Annotated in this window: 13 protein-coding genes and 1 rRNA gene; 4 read left to right on the top strand and 10 right to left on the bottom strand. The window is 55.9% G+C overall.

Translation table 11 applies throughout. The annotated features are described in order from the left end of the window. Positions 1-2: 2 nt before the first annotated feature. The gene (panS, locus tag PGR10_RS21410; RefSeq protein ID WP_015368789.1) at positions 3-932 is read left to right on the top strand and encodes a ketopantoate/pantoate/pantothenate transporter PanS; all 930 of its coding nucleotides are present in this window, start codon (positions 3-5) and stop codon (positions 930-932) included. Positions 933-1,058: 126 nt separating this feature from the next. Next, positions 1,059-1,331, top strand: coding sequence for a DUF3811 domain-containing protein (locus tag PGR10_RS21405; protein ID WP_045379134.1), 273 nt, complete (start codon positions 1,059-1,061; stop codon positions 1,329-1,331). On the opposite strand, the gene rluF is transcribed toward PGR10_RS21405, so the two are convergent. Further along, positions 1,328-2,203, bottom strand: coding sequence for a 23S rRNA pseudouridine(2604) synthase RluF (gene rluF / locus PGR10_RS21400; protein ID WP_430924077.1), 876 nt, complete (start codon positions 2,201-2,203; stop codon positions 1,328-1,330). The genes PGR10_RS21405 and rluF overlap by 4 nt on opposite strands. Positions 2,204-2,264: 61 nt before the next feature. Then, the gene (locus PGR10_RS21395; RefSeq protein WP_020079884.1) at positions 2,265-2,510 is read right to left on the bottom strand and encodes a YmjA family protein; all 246 of its coding nucleotides are present in this window, start codon (positions 2,508-2,510) and stop codon (positions 2,265-2,267) included. Between the two features lie 145 nt (positions 2,511-2,655). Here PGR10_RS21395 and pepE point away from each other — a divergent pair, with 145 nt between their 5' ends. After that, positions 2,656-3,345, top strand: a complete 690-nt coding sequence (gene pepE / locus PGR10_RS21390) for a dipeptidase PepE (protein WP_308958242.1) — start codon at positions 2,656-2,658, stop codon at positions 3,343-3,345. A gap of 69 nt (positions 3,346-3,414) precedes the next feature. Here the strand turns inward: pepE and PGR10_RS21385 are convergent, their stop codons facing one another. Together PGR10_RS21385 and metH are read right to left on the bottom strand one after the other, a co-directional pair. Continuing rightward, positions 3,415-5,046, bottom strand: a complete 1,632-nt coding sequence (locus PGR10_RS21385; protein ID WP_430924075.1) for a Na/Pi cotransporter family protein — start codon at positions 5,044-5,046, stop codon at positions 3,415-3,417. A gap of 294 nt (positions 5,047-5,340) precedes the next feature. Next, positions 5,341-9,024 carry a methionine synthase gene (gene metH, locus PGR10_RS21380; protein ID WP_411326038.1) on the bottom strand — a complete coding sequence of 1,228 codons (3,684 nt, stop codon included), beginning with the start codon at positions 9,022-9,024 and terminating at the stop codon, positions 5,341-5,343. Between the two features lie 195 nt (positions 9,025-9,219). Here metH and iclR point away from each other — a divergent pair, with 195 nt between their 5' ends. Further along, the gene (gene iclR, locus PGR10_RS21375; RefSeq protein WP_020079887.1) at positions 9,220-10,050 is read left to right on the top strand and encodes a glyoxylate bypass operon transcriptional repressor IclR; all 831 of its coding nucleotides are present in this window, start codon (positions 9,220-9,222) and stop codon (positions 10,048-10,050) included. Between the two features lie 74 nt (positions 10,051-10,124). Here iclR and tnpA read toward each other — a convergent pair whose 3' ends face one another. The 6 genes from tnpA to rrf all read right to left on the bottom strand — a co-directional run. After that, a complete protein-coding gene (gene tnpA / locus PGR10_RS21370; protein ID WP_430924170.1) occupies positions 10,125-10,559 on the bottom strand; it encodes an IS200/IS605 family transposase in 435 nt (144 codons plus the stop codon). 172 nt (positions 10,560-10,731) lie between these two features. Then, complete coding sequence (aceK, locus tag PGR10_RS21365; RefSeq protein WP_047064396.1) at positions 10,732-12,516, bottom strand: bifunctional isocitrate dehydrogenase kinase/phosphatase; 1,785 nt, start codon at positions 12,514-12,516, stop codon at positions 10,732-10,734. A gap of 100 nt (positions 12,517-12,616) precedes the next feature. Beyond that, on the bottom strand, positions 12,617-13,921 hold the full coding sequence (gene aceA / locus PGR10_RS21360; RefSeq protein ID WP_015368800.1) for an isocitrate lyase: 1,305 nt from the start codon (positions 13,919-13,921) through the stop codon (positions 12,617-12,619). Between the two features lie 31 nt (positions 13,922-13,952). Then, a complete protein-coding gene (gene aceB, locus PGR10_RS21355) occupies positions 13,953-15,554 on the bottom strand; it encodes a malate synthase A (RefSeq protein ID WP_430924074.1) in 1,602 nt (533 codons plus the stop codon). 260 nt (positions 15,555-15,814) lie between these two features. After that, complete coding sequence (gene metA, locus PGR10_RS21350; protein WP_045396850.1) at positions 15,815-16,744, bottom strand: homoserine O-acetyltransferase MetA; 930 nt, start codon at positions 16,742-16,744, stop codon at positions 15,815-15,817. Positions 16,745-17,066: 322 nt separating this feature from the next. Then, positions 17,067-17,152: ribosomal RNA gene (rrf, locus tag PGR10_RS21345) — 5S ribosomal RNA — on the bottom strand; the annotation flags it as partial.

The raw sequence follows: 17,152 nt of genomic DNA, 5'->3' as shown, positions 1-17,152 counted from the left end.
CTATGCTCGCCACGCTTACGCGGCTGTTCCCGTTATGGGCGCTGCTGCTCTCCGTATTGGCTTATTACACGCCAACCACTTTTACCCCTATCGGCCCGTGGGTCACCACGCTGCTGATGCTGATTATGTTCGGCATGGGCGTCCATTTGAAGCTGGACGATTTTAAGCGCGTGCTGTCACGACCGGCGCCGGTCGCAGCGGGAATTTTTCTGCATTACCTGGTGATGCCGCTCGCCGCCTGGGTACTGGCGCTGCTGTTCCACATGCCGCCAGAGCTCTCCGCCGGGATGGTGCTGGTCGGCAGCGTCGCCAGCGGAACCGCTTCCAACGTCATGATCTATCTGGCGAAAGGTGATGTCGCGCTGTCGGTAACTATCTCTTCCGTTTCTACGCTAGTTGGCGTGGTCGCCACGCCGCTTCTGACGCGCCTGTACGTTGATGCGCACATTCAGGTCGATGTGATGGGCATGTTGCTAAGCATCCTGCAAATCGTGGTGATCCCAATCGGCCTCGGTCTGATTGTCCATCACCTGTTGCCAAAAGTGGTAAAGGCGGTGGAACCCTTCCTTCCCGCCTTCTCCATGCTGTGCATCCTGGCGATTATCAGCGCCGTGGTCGCCGGTTCCGCATCGCATATCGCTTCGGTAGGCCTGGTGGTTATCGTGGCGGTGATCCTGCATAACGCTATTGGCCTGCTCGGCGGGTACTGGGGCGGGCGCCTGTTCGGTTTTGATGAATCCACCTGCCGCACCCTGGCGATCGAAGTGGGTATGCAAAACTCCGGCCTCGCCGCGGCCCTCGGGAAAATCTACTTCGGCCCGCTGGCCGCCCTGCCCGGCGCGCTGTTCTCGGTATGGCATAACCTTTCCGGCTCGCTGCTGGCGGGTTACTGGTCCGGTAAGCCGACAACCAAAAAAGGCAACCAGCGCTAATCGGTATACGTCCGGGCCATATGCCCGGACGTGTCTTCCCTCCCCTTGCATTCTCGCAAGGGTAAGCTATCGGTAATTCACCGATTGCCGTACACTGGGTTCTCTGGTCTGATTGAGGGCACCACCATGGCACTCCCCCGCATTACACAAAAAGAGATGACCGAGCGCGAACAGCGCGAATTGAAAACGCTGCTGGACCGCGCGCGTATCGCGCACGGCCGCCCGCTGAGCAATGCGGAAACGAACAGCGTAAAAAAGGAATATATCGATAAGCTGATGGCGCAGCGCGAAGCGGAAGCGAAGAAAGCCCGCCAGGCGAAAAAACAGCAGGCTTACAAAGTAGACAAAGAAGCGACATTTTCGTGGTCGGCGAATACGCCGACCCGCGGCAGGCGTTAGCGGCCTTTCTTTTTACGTCCCGGCTGAGCGAAACGTTTACCGTTCGAAGCCGGGCGGCCTTTCTCGTTGGTTTTTTCCATCTTCACCACCGGGCGCTTGATGCCGGAGGTCGCCGCTTTGGCCTTCGGTTTAGCTTTTGGCTTCGCTTCGGAAGAGGAGTTTTCAATCAGCTTGAAAAGATCGATCAGCTCATCATCGGTTAAATCGCGCCACTCACCCAGCGGAATGCCCGTCAGGCTAACGTTCATAATGCGCGTCCGCTCCAGCTTCATGACTTCATAGCCGAAATGCTCGCACATACGACGGATCTGGCGGTTTAACCCCTGAACCAGCGTGATGCGGAAAACGAACGGCGCTTCTTTCTTGACCTTACATTTCTTGGTCACGGTACCGAGAATCGGTACGCCCGCTCCCATGCCCCGAATGAACTCATCGGTAACCGGCTTATCAACGGTAACCAGATACTCTTTTTCGTGGTCGTTGCCAGCGCGCAGGATTTTGTTCACCAGATCGCCGTGGTTGGTCAGGAAAATTAACCCCTGGGAGTCTTTATCGAGACGGCCAATCGGGAACACGCGTTTACTGTGGTTCACGAAGTCGACGATATTATCGCGCTCGCCATCTTCGGTGGTGCTGACAATACCTACCGGCTTATTCAGCGCAATCAACACCAAATCATCGGCTTCTCGCGGCTCAATCAGCTGACCGTTCACTTTCACCACATCGCCAGGCTTCACCTGATCGCCAATGGCGGCGCGCTTGCCGTTGATAAAGACGTTGCCTTGTTCAATAAAGCGGTCCGCTTCGCGGCGTGAGCAAATCCCGCTTTCGCTGATGTATTTGTTTAATCGAGTAGATGAGTCGGTCAGCATAGTTTCTCCTTTGACAGCGAAATATACCTCACCTTACTGGCGATAAAAAACAGGGATGGCGTTATTCATTACCCCATTGATTGAGGAAATTGGCGATATCGTCGATACGCTGTTCGGCAATGCCTGCTTCACGGGCCATCTCCTGCTGCGCTTCCTCGCTGATCTCCTCGTTATTCATTAAGCGCGTAATCAGCAGTTGAAAGTAATGCGCCAGACAATCGCGCTCGGACTCTTTTACCGCTTCCGCGCACTCCGTCGAGTACTCATCCACGATGTCATAATATTTCAGCGGTATTTCATTGTTCATAGGTCGTCTCCGGGGTGGTTAGCATCTGCGCTTTCGGCCCCGATAATAACATTCAGCTTGCCTGCACCGTGAGCCATATCAGCGCCTCAAGGCCGGGCCAATGATAGAATCTGCGTCAAATGACATGCTTACACAGGATGAAAAGATGGAACTGCTGTTACTGAGTAACTCAACGCTACCGGGCAAAGCCTGGATGGAACATGCGCTGCCGCTGATTGCCGGCCAGGTCAAAGGCCGCCGCTCGGCGGTATTTATTCCCTTCGCCGGGGTGACGCAAAGCTGGGATGATTACACCGCCAAAGCCGCCGCAGTCATGGCGCCGATGGGCGTCAGCGTGACCGGTATCCACAGCGTCGCCGACCCTATCGCCGCCATTGAAAGTACCGAGATGGTCATCGTCGGCGGCGGAAACACCTTCCAGCTTCTGAAAGAGTGTCGCAGCCGCGGGCTGCTGGCGCCGATTGTCGATGTCGTCAAACGCGGGGCGTTGTATATCGGCTGGAGCGCGGGTTCTAACCTCGCCTGCCCGACCATTCGCACCACCAACGATATGCCAATTGTCGATCCTCAGGGGTTTGACGCGTTAGGGCTGTTCCCGCTGCAGATTAATCCACACTTCACCAACGCGCTGCCGACCGGGCATCAGGGTGAGACCCGTGAGCAACGTATTCGCGAATTGCTGGTCGTGGCGCCGGAATTAACGGTGATTGGCCTGCCGGAGGGGAACTGGATTCAGGTCAGCGACGGACACGCCACGCTCGGCGGCCCGAACCCGACGCTGTTGTTCAAAGCGGGAGAAGAAGCGGTAACCCTGGCTACGGGCCACCGTTTCTAGGCTGGTTGGCGAACATTACCCGGATAGCGGCGCGTTGCGCCTTATCCGGGTTACCCAGCGTACATTCAGCTAATAATCATCCCGCTCGTCGTCTTCATCCGGCTGCTCCATCACGCTATAAGCAACAGCGCAGAACAGCGAGTTCAGACGCTTCATATCGCCCAACAGCGCCAGATGCAACGTACTGGTTTCGATACTCTGCACGTTTTGCTGATGCAGGCGGTCAACGTGCGCGTGCGAGTAACGGCGGTTAAGAATACGAAAACGGTGCTTACTGCGGCGCAACCGACGGGCGCTCGGCACGTCGCCGGAAAAGAAGACCGACATTGCCAGCTGCAGGTTACTGCGCAGTAGCTCGTATAACGCATCCAACTCTTTTAGCCCCTCGACGGAAAATGCGCGCCGCGCCGCCAGAGATTTATCGGCGATTTCGCTGCCCATTCGCTCGACGATGTCAGACGCCTGCTCCAGGTTGAGCGACATCTCGATAATTTCCGCCCAGCGGCGAGACTCCTCTTCCGCCAGCTCGTCCTTCGGCATCCGCGCCAGATAAAGCTTAATCGCCGTATACAGAACGTTGATATCGTCCGCCATCCGTCGCAGCTCTTTCTCTTCGCGCGGCTCGCCGTGCATCACCTTGCGCAGGCTTTCCAGCATCTGCTCCATGGCGTCGCCGATACGCAGGGTCTCACGGGCGGCATTGGCCAACGCCAGCGCCGGCGTATCCAGCGCCGAGGGATCCAGATGCTTCGGCTTGAGATGGTTATCCAGCTCCGGCTCATCGCGGATCAGGCGTTTACACAGGTTCGCCATCGGCCCGGCGAATGGCACCATCGCCACGCAGCGAATCAGGTTGTAGAAGACGTGGAAGTAGATGACCAGCTCCGACTCTTCCAGCGGCAATTTGTGCATGACATCCGCCAGTACGTGCACAAATGGCAAAATTATCAAGCTCCCCACCAGCTTGAACAGCAGGCTGCCGAGCGCCACCCGCCGCGCCGCCGCATTGGCGCCGCTGTTGTTGAGCATCGCCAGCAGGCCTGAGCCGAGGTTAGCGCCGATGACCAGGCATAGCGCCACCGGGAAAGAGATCACCCCGGTGCCGGTTAACGTTGCGGTCAGCAGCACGGCCGCCAGGCTGGAGTAACTGATAATGGCGAACACGGCGCCAATCAGCGCATCCAGCATGATATCGCCGGTCAGCGAGGCGAAAATCACCTGAACGCCGTTGGCCTGGGTAATCGGATGCACCGCCTGGACGATGAGCTCCAGCGCCAGCAGAATAAGCCCGAGGCCGATACCCACCCGCCCAAGCTGACCCGCGCGCGTCTGTTTACGCCCGAGGAAGAAAATAACGCCGATAAATATCAGCAGCGGCGATAGCCAGGAGAGGTCGAAGGTCAGTACCCTCGCCATCAGCGCCGTCCCCACATCCGCACCCAGCACCATGACCAGCGCTGGCGCCAGCGCGACCAGATCCTGGGCCACAAACGACGTCACCAGCATGGTGGTGGCGTTACTGCTCTGCACCAGCGCGGTGACGCCAATCCCCGCACAAAAGGCGAGCGGTTTTTTCTCCACGCTACTGCTGAGCACGGTACGCAGGCGTGCGCCAAAGACGCGCATCACGCCAGTACGCACAATATGGGTCCCCCACACCAGTAGGGCTACGGCGGAAAGTAGGTGTAGCAGCGTTAACACAGAATCAGCTTCTCCTTATCGTTATAAGTGTTCCTGAGGTTTAAACCTCCCTTCAGTATAAGGGGTTAACTTCAATAAAGAGACAAGGCGCTCAAAGAGCGCCCTGTCTGACTGCTGGCAAAGAAGGAAAAAGCGTGGTTTTTCCTTCTTTGTGGTTATCAGCCGAAAATCAATAAATTGATTTTCCATGTTTTTTATCTGGCGCAATCGGTAAGTCCAACGGTTGCATGAGGATTGTCATCAACCTCAAGGCGCTCAAAGAGCGCCCTGTTTGTTGTAACGAAACATATTTCGTTAGTCAGCATCATAGCCGAGGTTAGGTGCAAGCCAACGCTCAACTTCCGCCGCCGTCATCCCTTTACGCAGGGCGTAATCTTCCACCTGGTCGCGCTGGATCTGCGCTACGGCGAAGTACTTACTATCAGGATGGCTGAAGTACCAGCCGGAAACCGATGCGCCAGGCCACATGGCGAAGGACTCGGTGAGCTTCATGCCGGTATGCGCTTCCACATCCAACAGTTCCCAGATGGTCGCTTTCTCGGTGTGTTCCGGGCAGGCCGGATAACCGGGCGCCGGGCGGATCCCCTGGTAATTTTCGCGGATCAGCTCTTCATTGCTGAGGTTCTCATTGGCCGCATAGCCCCAGTAAACCTTACGCACTTTCTCATGCAGATACTCGGCGAAGGCTTCCGCCAGACGGTCGGCGATGGCCTTAACCATGATCTTGTTATAGTCGTCGTGCTGCGCTTCATAGGCTTCCGCCAGCGCGTCTTCTTCCAACCCGCCGGTCACCGCGAAAGCCCCGATATAGTCCGCTTTACCGCTCAGCTTCGGTGCGACAAAATCGGCGAGGCAGTAGTTCGCGAAGCCGACTTTTTCGGTTTGCTGGCGCAGGTGATGGCTGACCGTCAGCACGTGGGTGCGGGTTTCATCACGATAGATTTCCACGTCGTCGCCAACGCGGTTGGCCGGGAACAGCCCGACCACGCCGCGCGGGTTGAGCGTTTTTTCGGCGCTGAGTTTATCCAGCAAATCGTTGGCGTCTTTAAACAGGCGTTGCGCCTCTTCACCCACCACTTCATCTTCCAGGATACGCGGATATTTACCCGCCAGCGACCAGGTCATAAAGAACGGCGTCCAGTCGATGTAGTTACGCAGCGTTTCGATGCTGGCTTCCACCTCCTGCACGCCCAGACGATGGGCTACCGGCGGAGTGTAGCTCTCCCAATCAAACGCCAGATCGTTTTCCCGCGCCGCCTGCAGAGTCACAGGCGGCGTGCGCGGCTTTTTGCGCCCGTGCTGAATACGCACCGTTTCATACTCTTTACGCGTACGGGCGACAAAATCATCGCGCTGGGTTGCCGACAGCAGGGCTGAGACCACCCCTACGGTACGCGAGGCGTTCTGCACGTAGACCGTCGGGCCACTGTAGTTCTGTTCGATTTTCACCGCGGTATGGGCTTTCGAGGTCGTCGCCCCGCCAATCAGCAGCGGGATGGTGAAGCCCTGACGCTCCATCTCTTTCGCCACGTTGACCATTTCGTCCAGCGACGGCGTGATAAGCCCGGAGAGGCCAATCAGATCGGCGTTTTCTTCGCGCGCGGTACGCAGGATTTTCTCTGCCGGCACCATCACGCCGAGATCGATAATTTCGTAGTTGTTGCACTGCAGCACTACACCGACGATGTTTTTACCAATATCGTGCACATCGCCTTTCACGGTGGCGATCACCATCTTACCGTTGCTGGAGCCCTGTTCTTTGCTGGCTTCGATGTAAGGTTCGAGGTAGGCCACCGCCTGTTTCATCACCCGCGCGGATTTTACCACCTGCGGCAGGAACATTTTGCCTTCGCCGAACAGGTCGCCGACCACGTTCATGCCGTCCATCAGCGGCCCTTCAATCACCTCAATCGGCCGTTCGGCCTGCTGGCGCGCCTCTTCCGTATCCTGCTCGATAAATTCGGTAATCCCTTTGACCAGCGAGTATTCAAGACGTTTTTTCACGTCCCAGCTGCGCCATTCCGCCTGCTGAGCGTTAGCGCCGTCGTCCACTTTGCTGCCGCGATATTTTTCCGCCAGCTCAAGCAATCTTTCGGTGCTGTCATCGCGGCGGTTAAGAATCACATCTTCAACCGCGTCGCGCAGCTCGCCCGGCAGATCGTCGTATATCGCCAGTTGGCCGGCATTGACGATGCCCATGTCCATACCGTTGCGGATAGCGTAGTAGAGGAAGACGGCGTGGATCGCTTCACGTACCGGATCGTTACCGCGGAACGAGAACGACACGTTGGAGACGCCGCCGGAAATCAGCGCATGCGGCAGCTCGCGTTTAATGTCTTCGCAGGCGCCGATAAAGTCCTGAGCGTAGTTATTGTGCTCTTCAATACCGGTGGCGACGGCAAAAATGTTGGGGTCGAAGATAATATCTTCCGGCGGGAAGCCGACCTCTTCGGTGAGGATTTTGTAGGCGCGACGGCAAATTTCGATTTTGCGCTCGCGGGTATCGGCCTGGCCCACTTCATCAAAGGCCATGACCACCATTGCCGCGCCGTAGCGGCGAACCAGCTTAGCGTGATGAATAAAGAGTTCGACGCCCTCTTTCATCGAGATCGAGTTAACGATGCCCTTGCCCTGAATACACTTGAGCCCTTTTTCGATGACTTCCCACTTGGAGGAGTCGATCATAATCGGCACGCGGGCAATATCCGGTTCACCCGCTATCAGGTTGAGGAAACGCACCATCGCCGCTTCGGCATCGAGCATCCCCTCATCCATGTTGATATCGATAATCTGCGCGCCGCTTTCCACCTGCTGACGCGCCACGTCCAGCGCTTCGCTGTATTTCTCTTCTTTGATTAAGCGCTTAAATTTAGCGGAGCCGGTAACGTTGGTCCGCTCGCCCACGTTGACGAACAAACTATCGTCGCCGATGTTCAGCGGCTCCAGGCCCGACAGACGGCAGGCAACCGGGAGTTCAGGCAGCTGGCGCGGCGGCAAGCCCTCTACCGCCCGGCTCATGGCGGCGATATGTTCCGGGGTGGTGCCGCAACAGCCGCCGACAATATTAAGGAAACCTGCCTGCGCCCATTCGCGAATTTGCGCCGCCATGGTGTCGGCATCCAAATCATATTCGCCGAAGGCGTTCGGCAGGCCGGCGTTCGGGTGCGCGGTAACGTAGCATTCGGCGATCCGCGAAAGCTCCTGCACGTACTGGCGCAGCTCATCTGGCCCCAGCGCGCAGTTCAGGCCGAAGGTCAGGGCATCGGCGTGGCGCAGCGAATTATAGAACGCTTCGGTCGTCTGCCCGGACAGTGTACGTCCGGAGGCATCGGTGATAGTGCCAGAAATCATAATCGGCAGCTCGACGCCAAGCGCCTCAAATTCTTCTTTGACCGCGAAAATCGCCGCTTTGGCGTTCAGGGTGTCAAAGACCGTTTCAATCAGAATGAGATCCGAGCCGCCTTCCACCAGCGCTTTGGTGGATTCACGATAGGCGGCCACCAGCTGATCGAACGTAATATTCCGAAATGCCGGATCGTTGACGTCCGGAGAAATAGAAGCGGTGCGGTTGGTCGGCCCGAGCACCCCCGCCACATAGCGCGGTTTTTCCGGCGTACGCGCGGTCCATGCATCGGCGCTGGCACGAGCCAACTTCGCGGCGGCAAAGTTGATTTCTGCCGACAGGGATTCCATCTGGTAATCCGCCATCGCGATGGTTGTCGAGTTGAAGGTGTTGGTCTCGATAATGTCCGCGCCGGCGGCGAAATAGGCGTCGTGGATCTCGCGGATGACCTCAGGCTTGCTGAGCACCAGCAGGTCGTTATTGCCTTTCAGGTCGCACGGCCAATCGGCAAAGCGTTCGCCGCGGAAATCCTGCTCACTCAGACGATAGCCCTGGATCATGGTGCCCATGCCCCCGTCCAGAACCAGAATGCGTTCTCTTAACTGCTGATGTAATTGTTCTACTTTGTTACTCACACAGACTCCCGACAGCGCTCAACTCAGACCAAAAAGCCAACAAACCATACTGGCATAAACCAACCTGCCGGAAAAGGAAACCTGCAGCAACATGAGACAAGTTCAACTTCACTCCTCCGATCAGTCTGGTTGTGATTGCATTATCGCCAAATAAAACGAAAATCATTTCCACGATACAGAAAAAAGGAGTTCATCATGGCTACCCCGGTTCCCGCCAAACGCGGCAGAAAACCCGCCGCTGCCGCCCCTGCCGCTCAGGCTGGCGGGCAAGTGCAGTCGCTTACCCGCGGTCTGAAACTGCTTGAATGGATTTCTGAATCGCATAGCAGCGTCGCGCTCACCGAACTGGCGCAGCAGGCGGGGCTACCTAACTCCACCACCCATCGTCTGCTTACCACCATGCAGCAGCTCGGTTTTGTGCGCCAGGTCGGCGAGCTGGGGCACTGGGCGATTGGCGCGCATGCGTTTGTCGTCGGCAGCAGCTTCCTGCAAAGCCGCAATCTGCTGGCCATCGTCCATCCTATTCTGCGCCAGCTGATGGAAGATTCCGGCGAAACGGTCAACCTGGCGGTACTGGATAAAAGCGATCATCAGGCGATTATCATCGACCAGGTGCAATGTACGCAGCTGATGCGCATGTCGGCGCCGATTGGCGGCAAATTGCCGATGCACGCGTCAGGCGCCGGAAAAGCGTTTCTGTCGCAGTTGAGCGAAGAAGAGGTTACCACGCTGCTACATCGGAAAGGGCTGCATGCTTACACCCACGCCACCCTGGTTTCTCCGGTACATTTGAAAGAGGATTTGGCCCAGACGCGTAAACGCGGCTATTCATTTGATGATGAAGAACATGCGCTGGGGCTGCGCTGTATCGCTTCCTGCATTTACGACGAACACCGCGAGCCGTTCGCCGCAATCTCCATCTCCGGGCCGATTTCACGCATGACCGATGATCGGGTGACCGAGCTTGGCGCGCTGGTCATTAAGGCCGCCAAGGAAGTCACGTTGGCATACGGCGGGGTTAAATAGTAAAAGACCACCTTCTTAGAAGGTGGCTTGTGAGAATGCCCCCTGTAAGGGGGGCTATTGTTACTTCTCGCTTACTACTCTAACAATTCCATCTGCTGTTCATGCGTTTGTTCCGTTTTCTCCTGATGCCGCACATATCGTCTGATAATTTCCTCGTTCACACCGACTGTATCTACAAAGTATCCACGTGACCAAAAGTGGTTACCCCATAGCTTTTTTCGTATATGTGGAAAACGATTGTAGAGCCTGATAGCACTGCGGCCTTTCAGATGCCCCATTAGAGTTGATATCGAGATTTTAGGTGGGACGATTACTACAAAATGTACATGATCTGGCTGAATATTTAGCTCCAGAACCTCACAATCTTTTATTCCACAGAGAATGTAGATTGTCCTGTAAAGTTCCTTACCCAACTTATCTTTCAGGATCCTGAAGCGGTACTTTGGCGTCCAGACTATGTGGTATTTGCAACGCCAATATACATGTGATGAACTCCTGTAAAGCCCCATGTCGGTTTGTCTCCTTTTACTTGTGGTGAGTAAGCAGAGATATTCCGGCATGGGCATTCTTCAGGCTATAGCCTTACAGGATCAATCACCACCTCCCTAGGAGGTGGTTTAGGGATGACAATAAAAATGCCCCAGAGGGGCATTTTAAGTAGGCCTGATAAGCGTAGCGCCATCAGGCAGATCGGCGCACCTTGCCGGATGGCGGCGTAAACGCCTTATCCGGCCTACTGTCGGCGCCATAGCGCACGCTAAAACGCTGCTTACGCCGATAAGCGTAAACATCTTCCACGTGCCCGTTTTTAATTCGCGTCTGTAATTCGCGCCAGTAATCGGCACGCAGCAAATCCGCGTGCATCTCCTCCAGTAGCGGCCCGATCCGCGGATCGGCGCACAGCCAGTGGCGAAACTCTTCCGGGAAGACATCGCCTGGGGACACGCTATACCAGGGTTCACTGGCCAGCTCATCTTCCGGATAGCGCGGCGGCGGAATGTCGCGGAAATTCACCTCGGTCATATAGCAAATTTCATCGTAATCGTAGAATACCACCCGCCCGTGGCGCGTGACGCCGAAGTTTTTGAACAGCATGTCGCCGGGGAAGATATTGGCGGCCGCCAGTTGGCGAATGGCATTACCGTACTCTTCTACCGCGTCGCGCAGCGCCTGGCCTTCCACCTGCTCCAGCCAGATATTGAGCGGCACCATCCGTCGTTCAATATAAAGATGACTGATGGCAATGCGATCGCCGAGGTCGGTCAACTTATTCCCCGCTTCCGCCTGCAACAGCGCCATCAGCTCGGGCGCAATTTGTCGCTTATCGAGCACAAAGTTTTCAAATTCCTGAGTATCCGCCATTCGCCCGACGCGGTCGTGTTCTTTGACCAGCTGATAGCAGGCACGAACGTGGGCGGCGGTCATCTCTTTTTGCGGCGCAAAGCGGTCTTTAATCACCTTAAATACCCGGTCGAATCCCGGCAGGGTAAAGACCAACATCACCATCCCACGGATGCCTGGCGCTTCAATAAACTGCTCATCGCTGCGGGTAACATAGTGCAGGTACTCGCGATAACTTTCCGTTTTAGCATGCTTCTGACAGCCTATCGCCATATACAGCTCGGCGGTAGTTTTTCCCGGCAGAATCTCGCGCAGCCATTCAACCAGCGCCGCGGGCAGCGGCGCGTAGACCATGAAATAGGAGCGGGCGAAACCAAAGACGATACTCGCCTCGGCGTGGGTCGTCAGGCAGGTATCCACAAACAGCTGACCGTCATCGCTACGATGTATCGGCAGCAGGAACGGCAGCGTCGCCATCGGCGTGATCAATTTACCCACCAGCCAGGCGGCTTTATTACGATAAAAAAGCTCATTCGCCACCTGCAGATGCGACTGCGACAGCAACTCGCCACCGAGAGCTTCGCGTAAATGACTGACGATATAACCGATATCACGCCCTTTGTTTTGCCACGGCAGGCGCAGCGGCAAATCGGCAAGCAGGTTATGCATCAGGTATTCCCAGCCGCGTTCGGGATAAAAGTCCTTCGCCAGCGGTCGCGAAATCGTGCGAAAACGACGTTCCGGCTGGGAGCTAAAAATAAAGAGCCGCTCGGGGGTCAGCGAGCGGTGGTCAAACAGTCGGCAGTAGACCGAGTTGAAAAAACTCTCCGCAATTTCAAAGCGAGGGTAATCCGGCAACAGTTGGGTGTACTGCTGTTTCACCCGCAGAAGAAAATCGACGTCGGTACTTTTCCCTTCGGTAATACAGCGCAGCTGTTCTACCACCAGACCCACGTGGTGATCGTAGAGGTGGATACGCTGCTTCATCGCCTGCTGCACGGCGTGCCAGTCAGCCTGTTCAAAGCGCTGCTGCGCGCCGGAAGTGACTTCCAGAAAACGCCCGTACTGGGCGTCGAATCCCTGTAAAATGGTTTGGGCAATCAGTAGTTCCAGGCCACGCGTCATCGCTTTCCCCCATCCGGCACAACATCATGCCGGATGGCGCGTTAGCTTATCCGGCCTACACCTTTGTAGGCCCGGTAAGCGCAGCGCCACCGGGCATTGCTTAAAACTGTGATTCTTCGGTCGAGCCGGTCAGCGCCGTTACCGACGAGGTCCCCCCCTGGATAATGGTGGTCACTTTGTCGAAGTACCCGGTGCCCACTTCCTGCTGATGCGAGACGAAGGTGTAGCCTTCCGGCCCGGCGGCAAACTCCGGCTGCTGAACCTTTTCGACATAGTGACGCATGCCTTCGCCCTGCGCGTAGGCGTGAGCCAGGTCGAACATGTTGAACCACATGCTGTGGATACCCGCCAGGGTAATGAACTGGAATTTATAGCCCATATCGGATAGCTGCTGCTGGAAGCTGGCGATGGTTTTATCGTCGAGATTTTTCTTCCAGTTAAAGGATGGCGAGCAGTTATAGGCCAGCAGCTTGCCCGGGAAGCGGGCGTGAATCGCCTCGGCGAAACGGCGTGCCTGTTCAATGTCCGGTTTGGAGGTTTCACACCATACCAGGTCAGCGTAAGGGGCGTAGGCCAGGCCGCGGCTGATTGCCTGTTCGATTCCGGCATGGGTGCGATAAAAACCTTCGCTGGTGCGATCGCCGGAGATAAACTCGCGATCGTAAGGATCGCAATCCGAGGTAATCAGGTCAGCGGCATCGGCGTCGGTACGGGCAATAAGCAGCGTCGGCACGCCCATCACATCCGCCGCCAGGCGCGCAGCGACCAGCTTCTGAATCGCTTCTTGCGTCGGCACCAGCACCTTGCCGCCCATATGTCCGCACTTCTTCACCGACGCCAGCTGATCTTCGAAATGCACGGCCGCTGCACCGGCCGCAATCATCGATTTCATCAGCTCAAAGGCGTTCAGTACGCCGCCAAAACCGGCTTCCGCGTCGGCGACGATCGGCAGGAAATAGTCGATAAAACGCGGATCGTTCGGCTCAATCCCCGCCGCCCACTGGATCTGATCGGCGCGACGGAAGGTGTTATTGATCCGATCAACCACCGACGGCACCGAGTTAGCCGGGTACAACGATTGATCCGGGTACATACTGGAGGCCAGGTTGGCGTCGGCGGCGACCTGCCAGCCAGACAAGTAGATGGCTTCAATGCCCGCCTTCGCCTGCTGCAGCGCCTGGCCGCCGGTTAACGCGCCAAGGCTGTTGATATAACCCTTTTTCGCTTCACCATGCAGCAGACGCCACATTTTCGCCGCGCCAAGCTGCGCCAGCGTGCATTCTGGGTTCACCGAGCCGCGTAACTTCACCACCTCTTCCGCGCTATATGGGCGGGTAATGCCTTCCCAGCGCGGGTTCGTCCACTCTTTGTTTAATTCTTCGATTTGTTGGGTACGGGTTTTCATGTGCAGATGCTCCATATTGTGATGGGGTGAATTACGCCAACAGGCGGTAACCTGGCAGAGTCAGGAAGTTGATCAGTTCGTCGGAAGTGGTGATTTGCTCCATCAGCCGCGCCGCATCGTCAAAGCGACCGTGGCTGAAGCGGTGTTCCCCCAACTCTTCCTGAATCACCATCAGCTCTTCAGCCAGCCACTGGCGGAACAGCGCCTTGGTAACCGGTGTGCCGTCATTCAGGGTTTTCTGGTGATGGATCCACTGCCAGATAGAGGTACGCGAAATCTCAGCCGTCGCCGCATCTTCCATCAGGCCGTAAATCGGTACGCAACCGTTGCCGGAGATCCAGGCCTCAATGTACTGCACCGCTACGCGGATATTGGCGCGCATGCCGGCTTCAGTACGCTCACCCTCGCAGGGAGCCAGCAGCTGCTCGGCGGTAATCGGCGCGTCGTCATTGCGGGTAACAAACAGCTGGTTAGGATGTTCACCCAGTACGCGGTTAAAGACGTTCATCGCCGTATCCGCAAGGCCCGGATGCGCAATCCAGGTGCCATCGTGGCCATTGTTGGCCTCCAGCTCTTTATCGGCGGTGACTTTATTTAGCACCTGACGATTGCGTTCGGCATCTTTGCTCGGGATAAACGCCGCCATACCGCCCATCGCGAAGGCGCCGCGCTTATGGCAAGTCTTAATCAGCAGGCGTGAATAGGCGCTCAGGAAAGGTTTATCCATCGTCACCACCTGGCGATCCGGCAGGACACGGTCGGGGTGATTTTTCAGCGTCTTGATATAACTGAAGATATAGTCCCAGCGCCCGCAGTTCAGGCCAACAATATGGTCGCGCAGCGCATGCAGGATTTCATCCATCTGGAATACTGCCGGCAGCGTCTCAATCAGCAACGTGGCCTTAATGGTGCCCCGCGGCAGCTCAAAACGATCCTCGGTGAAACTGAAGACTTTGCTCCACCATGCCGCCTCTTGCCAGGACTGGGTTTTCGGCAGATAGAAATAGGGGCCGCTCCCTTTCGCCAGCAGCGCCTGGTAGTTGTGGAAGAAATAGAGCGCAAAATCGAACAAACTGCCGGGAATCGCCTCACCACGCCAGGTAACGTGCTTCTCCGGCAGATGCAGGCCGCGAACGCGGCAGACCAGTACCGCGGGATCGGGCTGCAACTGATAAATTTTCCCCGCTTCGTTGGTGTAGCTGATGGTGCCATTGACCGCATCGCGCAGATTGATTTGGCCATCAATCACTTTGTGCCAATCCGGCGCCAGCGAGTCTTCGAAATCAGCCATAAAGACTTTAACGTTAGCATTCAGGGCGTTAATTACCATCTTGCGTTCAACCGGACCGGTGATTTCTACGCGGCGGTCCTGCAAATCGGCCGGAATACCGCGTATCTTCCAGTCACCATTACGAATGGAATCCGTTTCCGAAATAAAATCAGGAAGATTACCACCATCAATGGCCTGCTGTTGCAGGACGCGTGCCGCCAACAGCTGATTACGCTCAGGCATAAAACGGCTCACCAGTTCCGTCAGGAACTCCACCGCTTCCGCAGTCAGAATTTGCTTCTCCTGCTCGCCATAAGGCTGGCTGAAGGCCAGTTCATCGGTCATTGTCGCCTGGTGCGTCATTGTGCAGCTCCTCTTGGTTGATCCTGGTAGCGCGAGCGAAAGATCGTTGTCTGCTTTTCGCTCAGCACAATTAAGACTACTCAAGAATTTTTCAAAATCAAAAACAATTTCCATTTTTAATTTAAAATCAATTCAACACTTTGATAACAAAGAAATTAAAGTTTAAACAGAAGGGGAAGTGATTTTCGGAAATAAAAAAGGCACCCTAAGGTGCCTGAGGCGAGATGCTGAAACGCTTTAGGATCGTACGCGCTGGTAGATTAATCCAGCGTTGGATTCATATGACGCAGATCGTATGGTGTGATTTGGTAGACGTAATAGTTAAGCCAGTTAGCAAACAGGAGATTGCCATGGCTGCGCCAGGTCGCCCGCGGTTTATTGTTTGGATCGTTATTCGGGAAGTAGTTGTCCGGAAGCTGTGGCGCTAAACCAGCCTCCAGATCGCGGAAGTATTCACTTGCCAGGGTATGCGGATCGTATTCAGGGTGACCGGTAACAAAAGCGATACGTTTATCTTTGCTGGCGAAAAGATAGGCATCGCCATCTTCGGTTTCAGCAAGAATGTCGAGGTCGGTGTAATCACGAATCAGCCCGGCCGGGAAGTCGGCATAGCGCGAATGAGGCGCAAGGAAGGTGTCATCAAACCCGCGAGTCAGCAGCGCATGCGGGTGCAAAATATGGTGTTCATAAACGCCAGAGATCTTTTCGGTACGAGTTTGCTTGGGGATACCATAAAGAATATTCAGCGCCGCCTGTACCGCCCAACAGACAAATAGTGTTGACGTGACGTGATCCTTAGCCCACTCCAGTACCTGTTTGATCTGTGGCCAGTAGGCGACATCGTTAAATTCAACCAGCCCCAACGGCGCGCCGGTAACAATAAGACCATCGAAGTTCTGCTCGCGAATGTCGTCAAAGTTGCAGTAAAAGTTATTCAGATGCTCCGTCGGCGTATTACGCGACTCACGCGCATCGATGCGTAGCAGTTGGATATCGACCTGCAGCGGCGAGTTCGACAGCAGCCGCAGGAACTGATTCTCCGTCTCGATCTTCTTTGGCATTAGATTGAGAATTAACACCTTCAGCGGGCGGATTTCCTGAGTGGTGGCACGCGATGTCGTCATCACGAAGACGTTTTCATCGCGCAAGAAATTGACGGCCGGTAGCTCGTCCTGCACCCGAATTGGCATAGCTGTATCACCCCATTACATACGTATAAACGTTTAGACATCCAGATAGCTGACAATAACCAGGAATAAGCAAAATGTCGAGTCTGCAAGTGGAAGGTGAGAAAGTTTCAAGGAGGATTTAAAAGGTTGGATCTCACGCAGGCAGTGCAGGCCGGGGAAGTATTGATATGGTCGCTTTCCCCGGGGGCGGCGCGAGGCGCCTTTCCCGGGCTACGGGTTGCTACGCGGTCTGTAGCCCCGGTAAGCGCAGCGCTACCGGGGAGATATACCCCGCACAGCAAAAAACCCCGCACCTTTCGGTACGGGGTTCTTCTTATTTGATGCCTGGCAGTTCCCTACTCTCACATGGGGAGACCCCACACTACCATCGGCGCTACGGCGTTTCACTTCTGAGTTCGGCATGGGGTC

Source organism: Klebsiella sp. 141198, from assembly GCF_050600785.1.
Classification (GTDB): Bacteria; Pseudomonadota; Gammaproteobacteria; order Enterobacterales; family Enterobacteriaceae; genus Klebsiella; species Klebsiella aerogenes.
The sequence above is the reverse complement of the archived record's forward strand: the minus strand, read 5'-3'. Positions and strand labels throughout refer to the sequence as shown.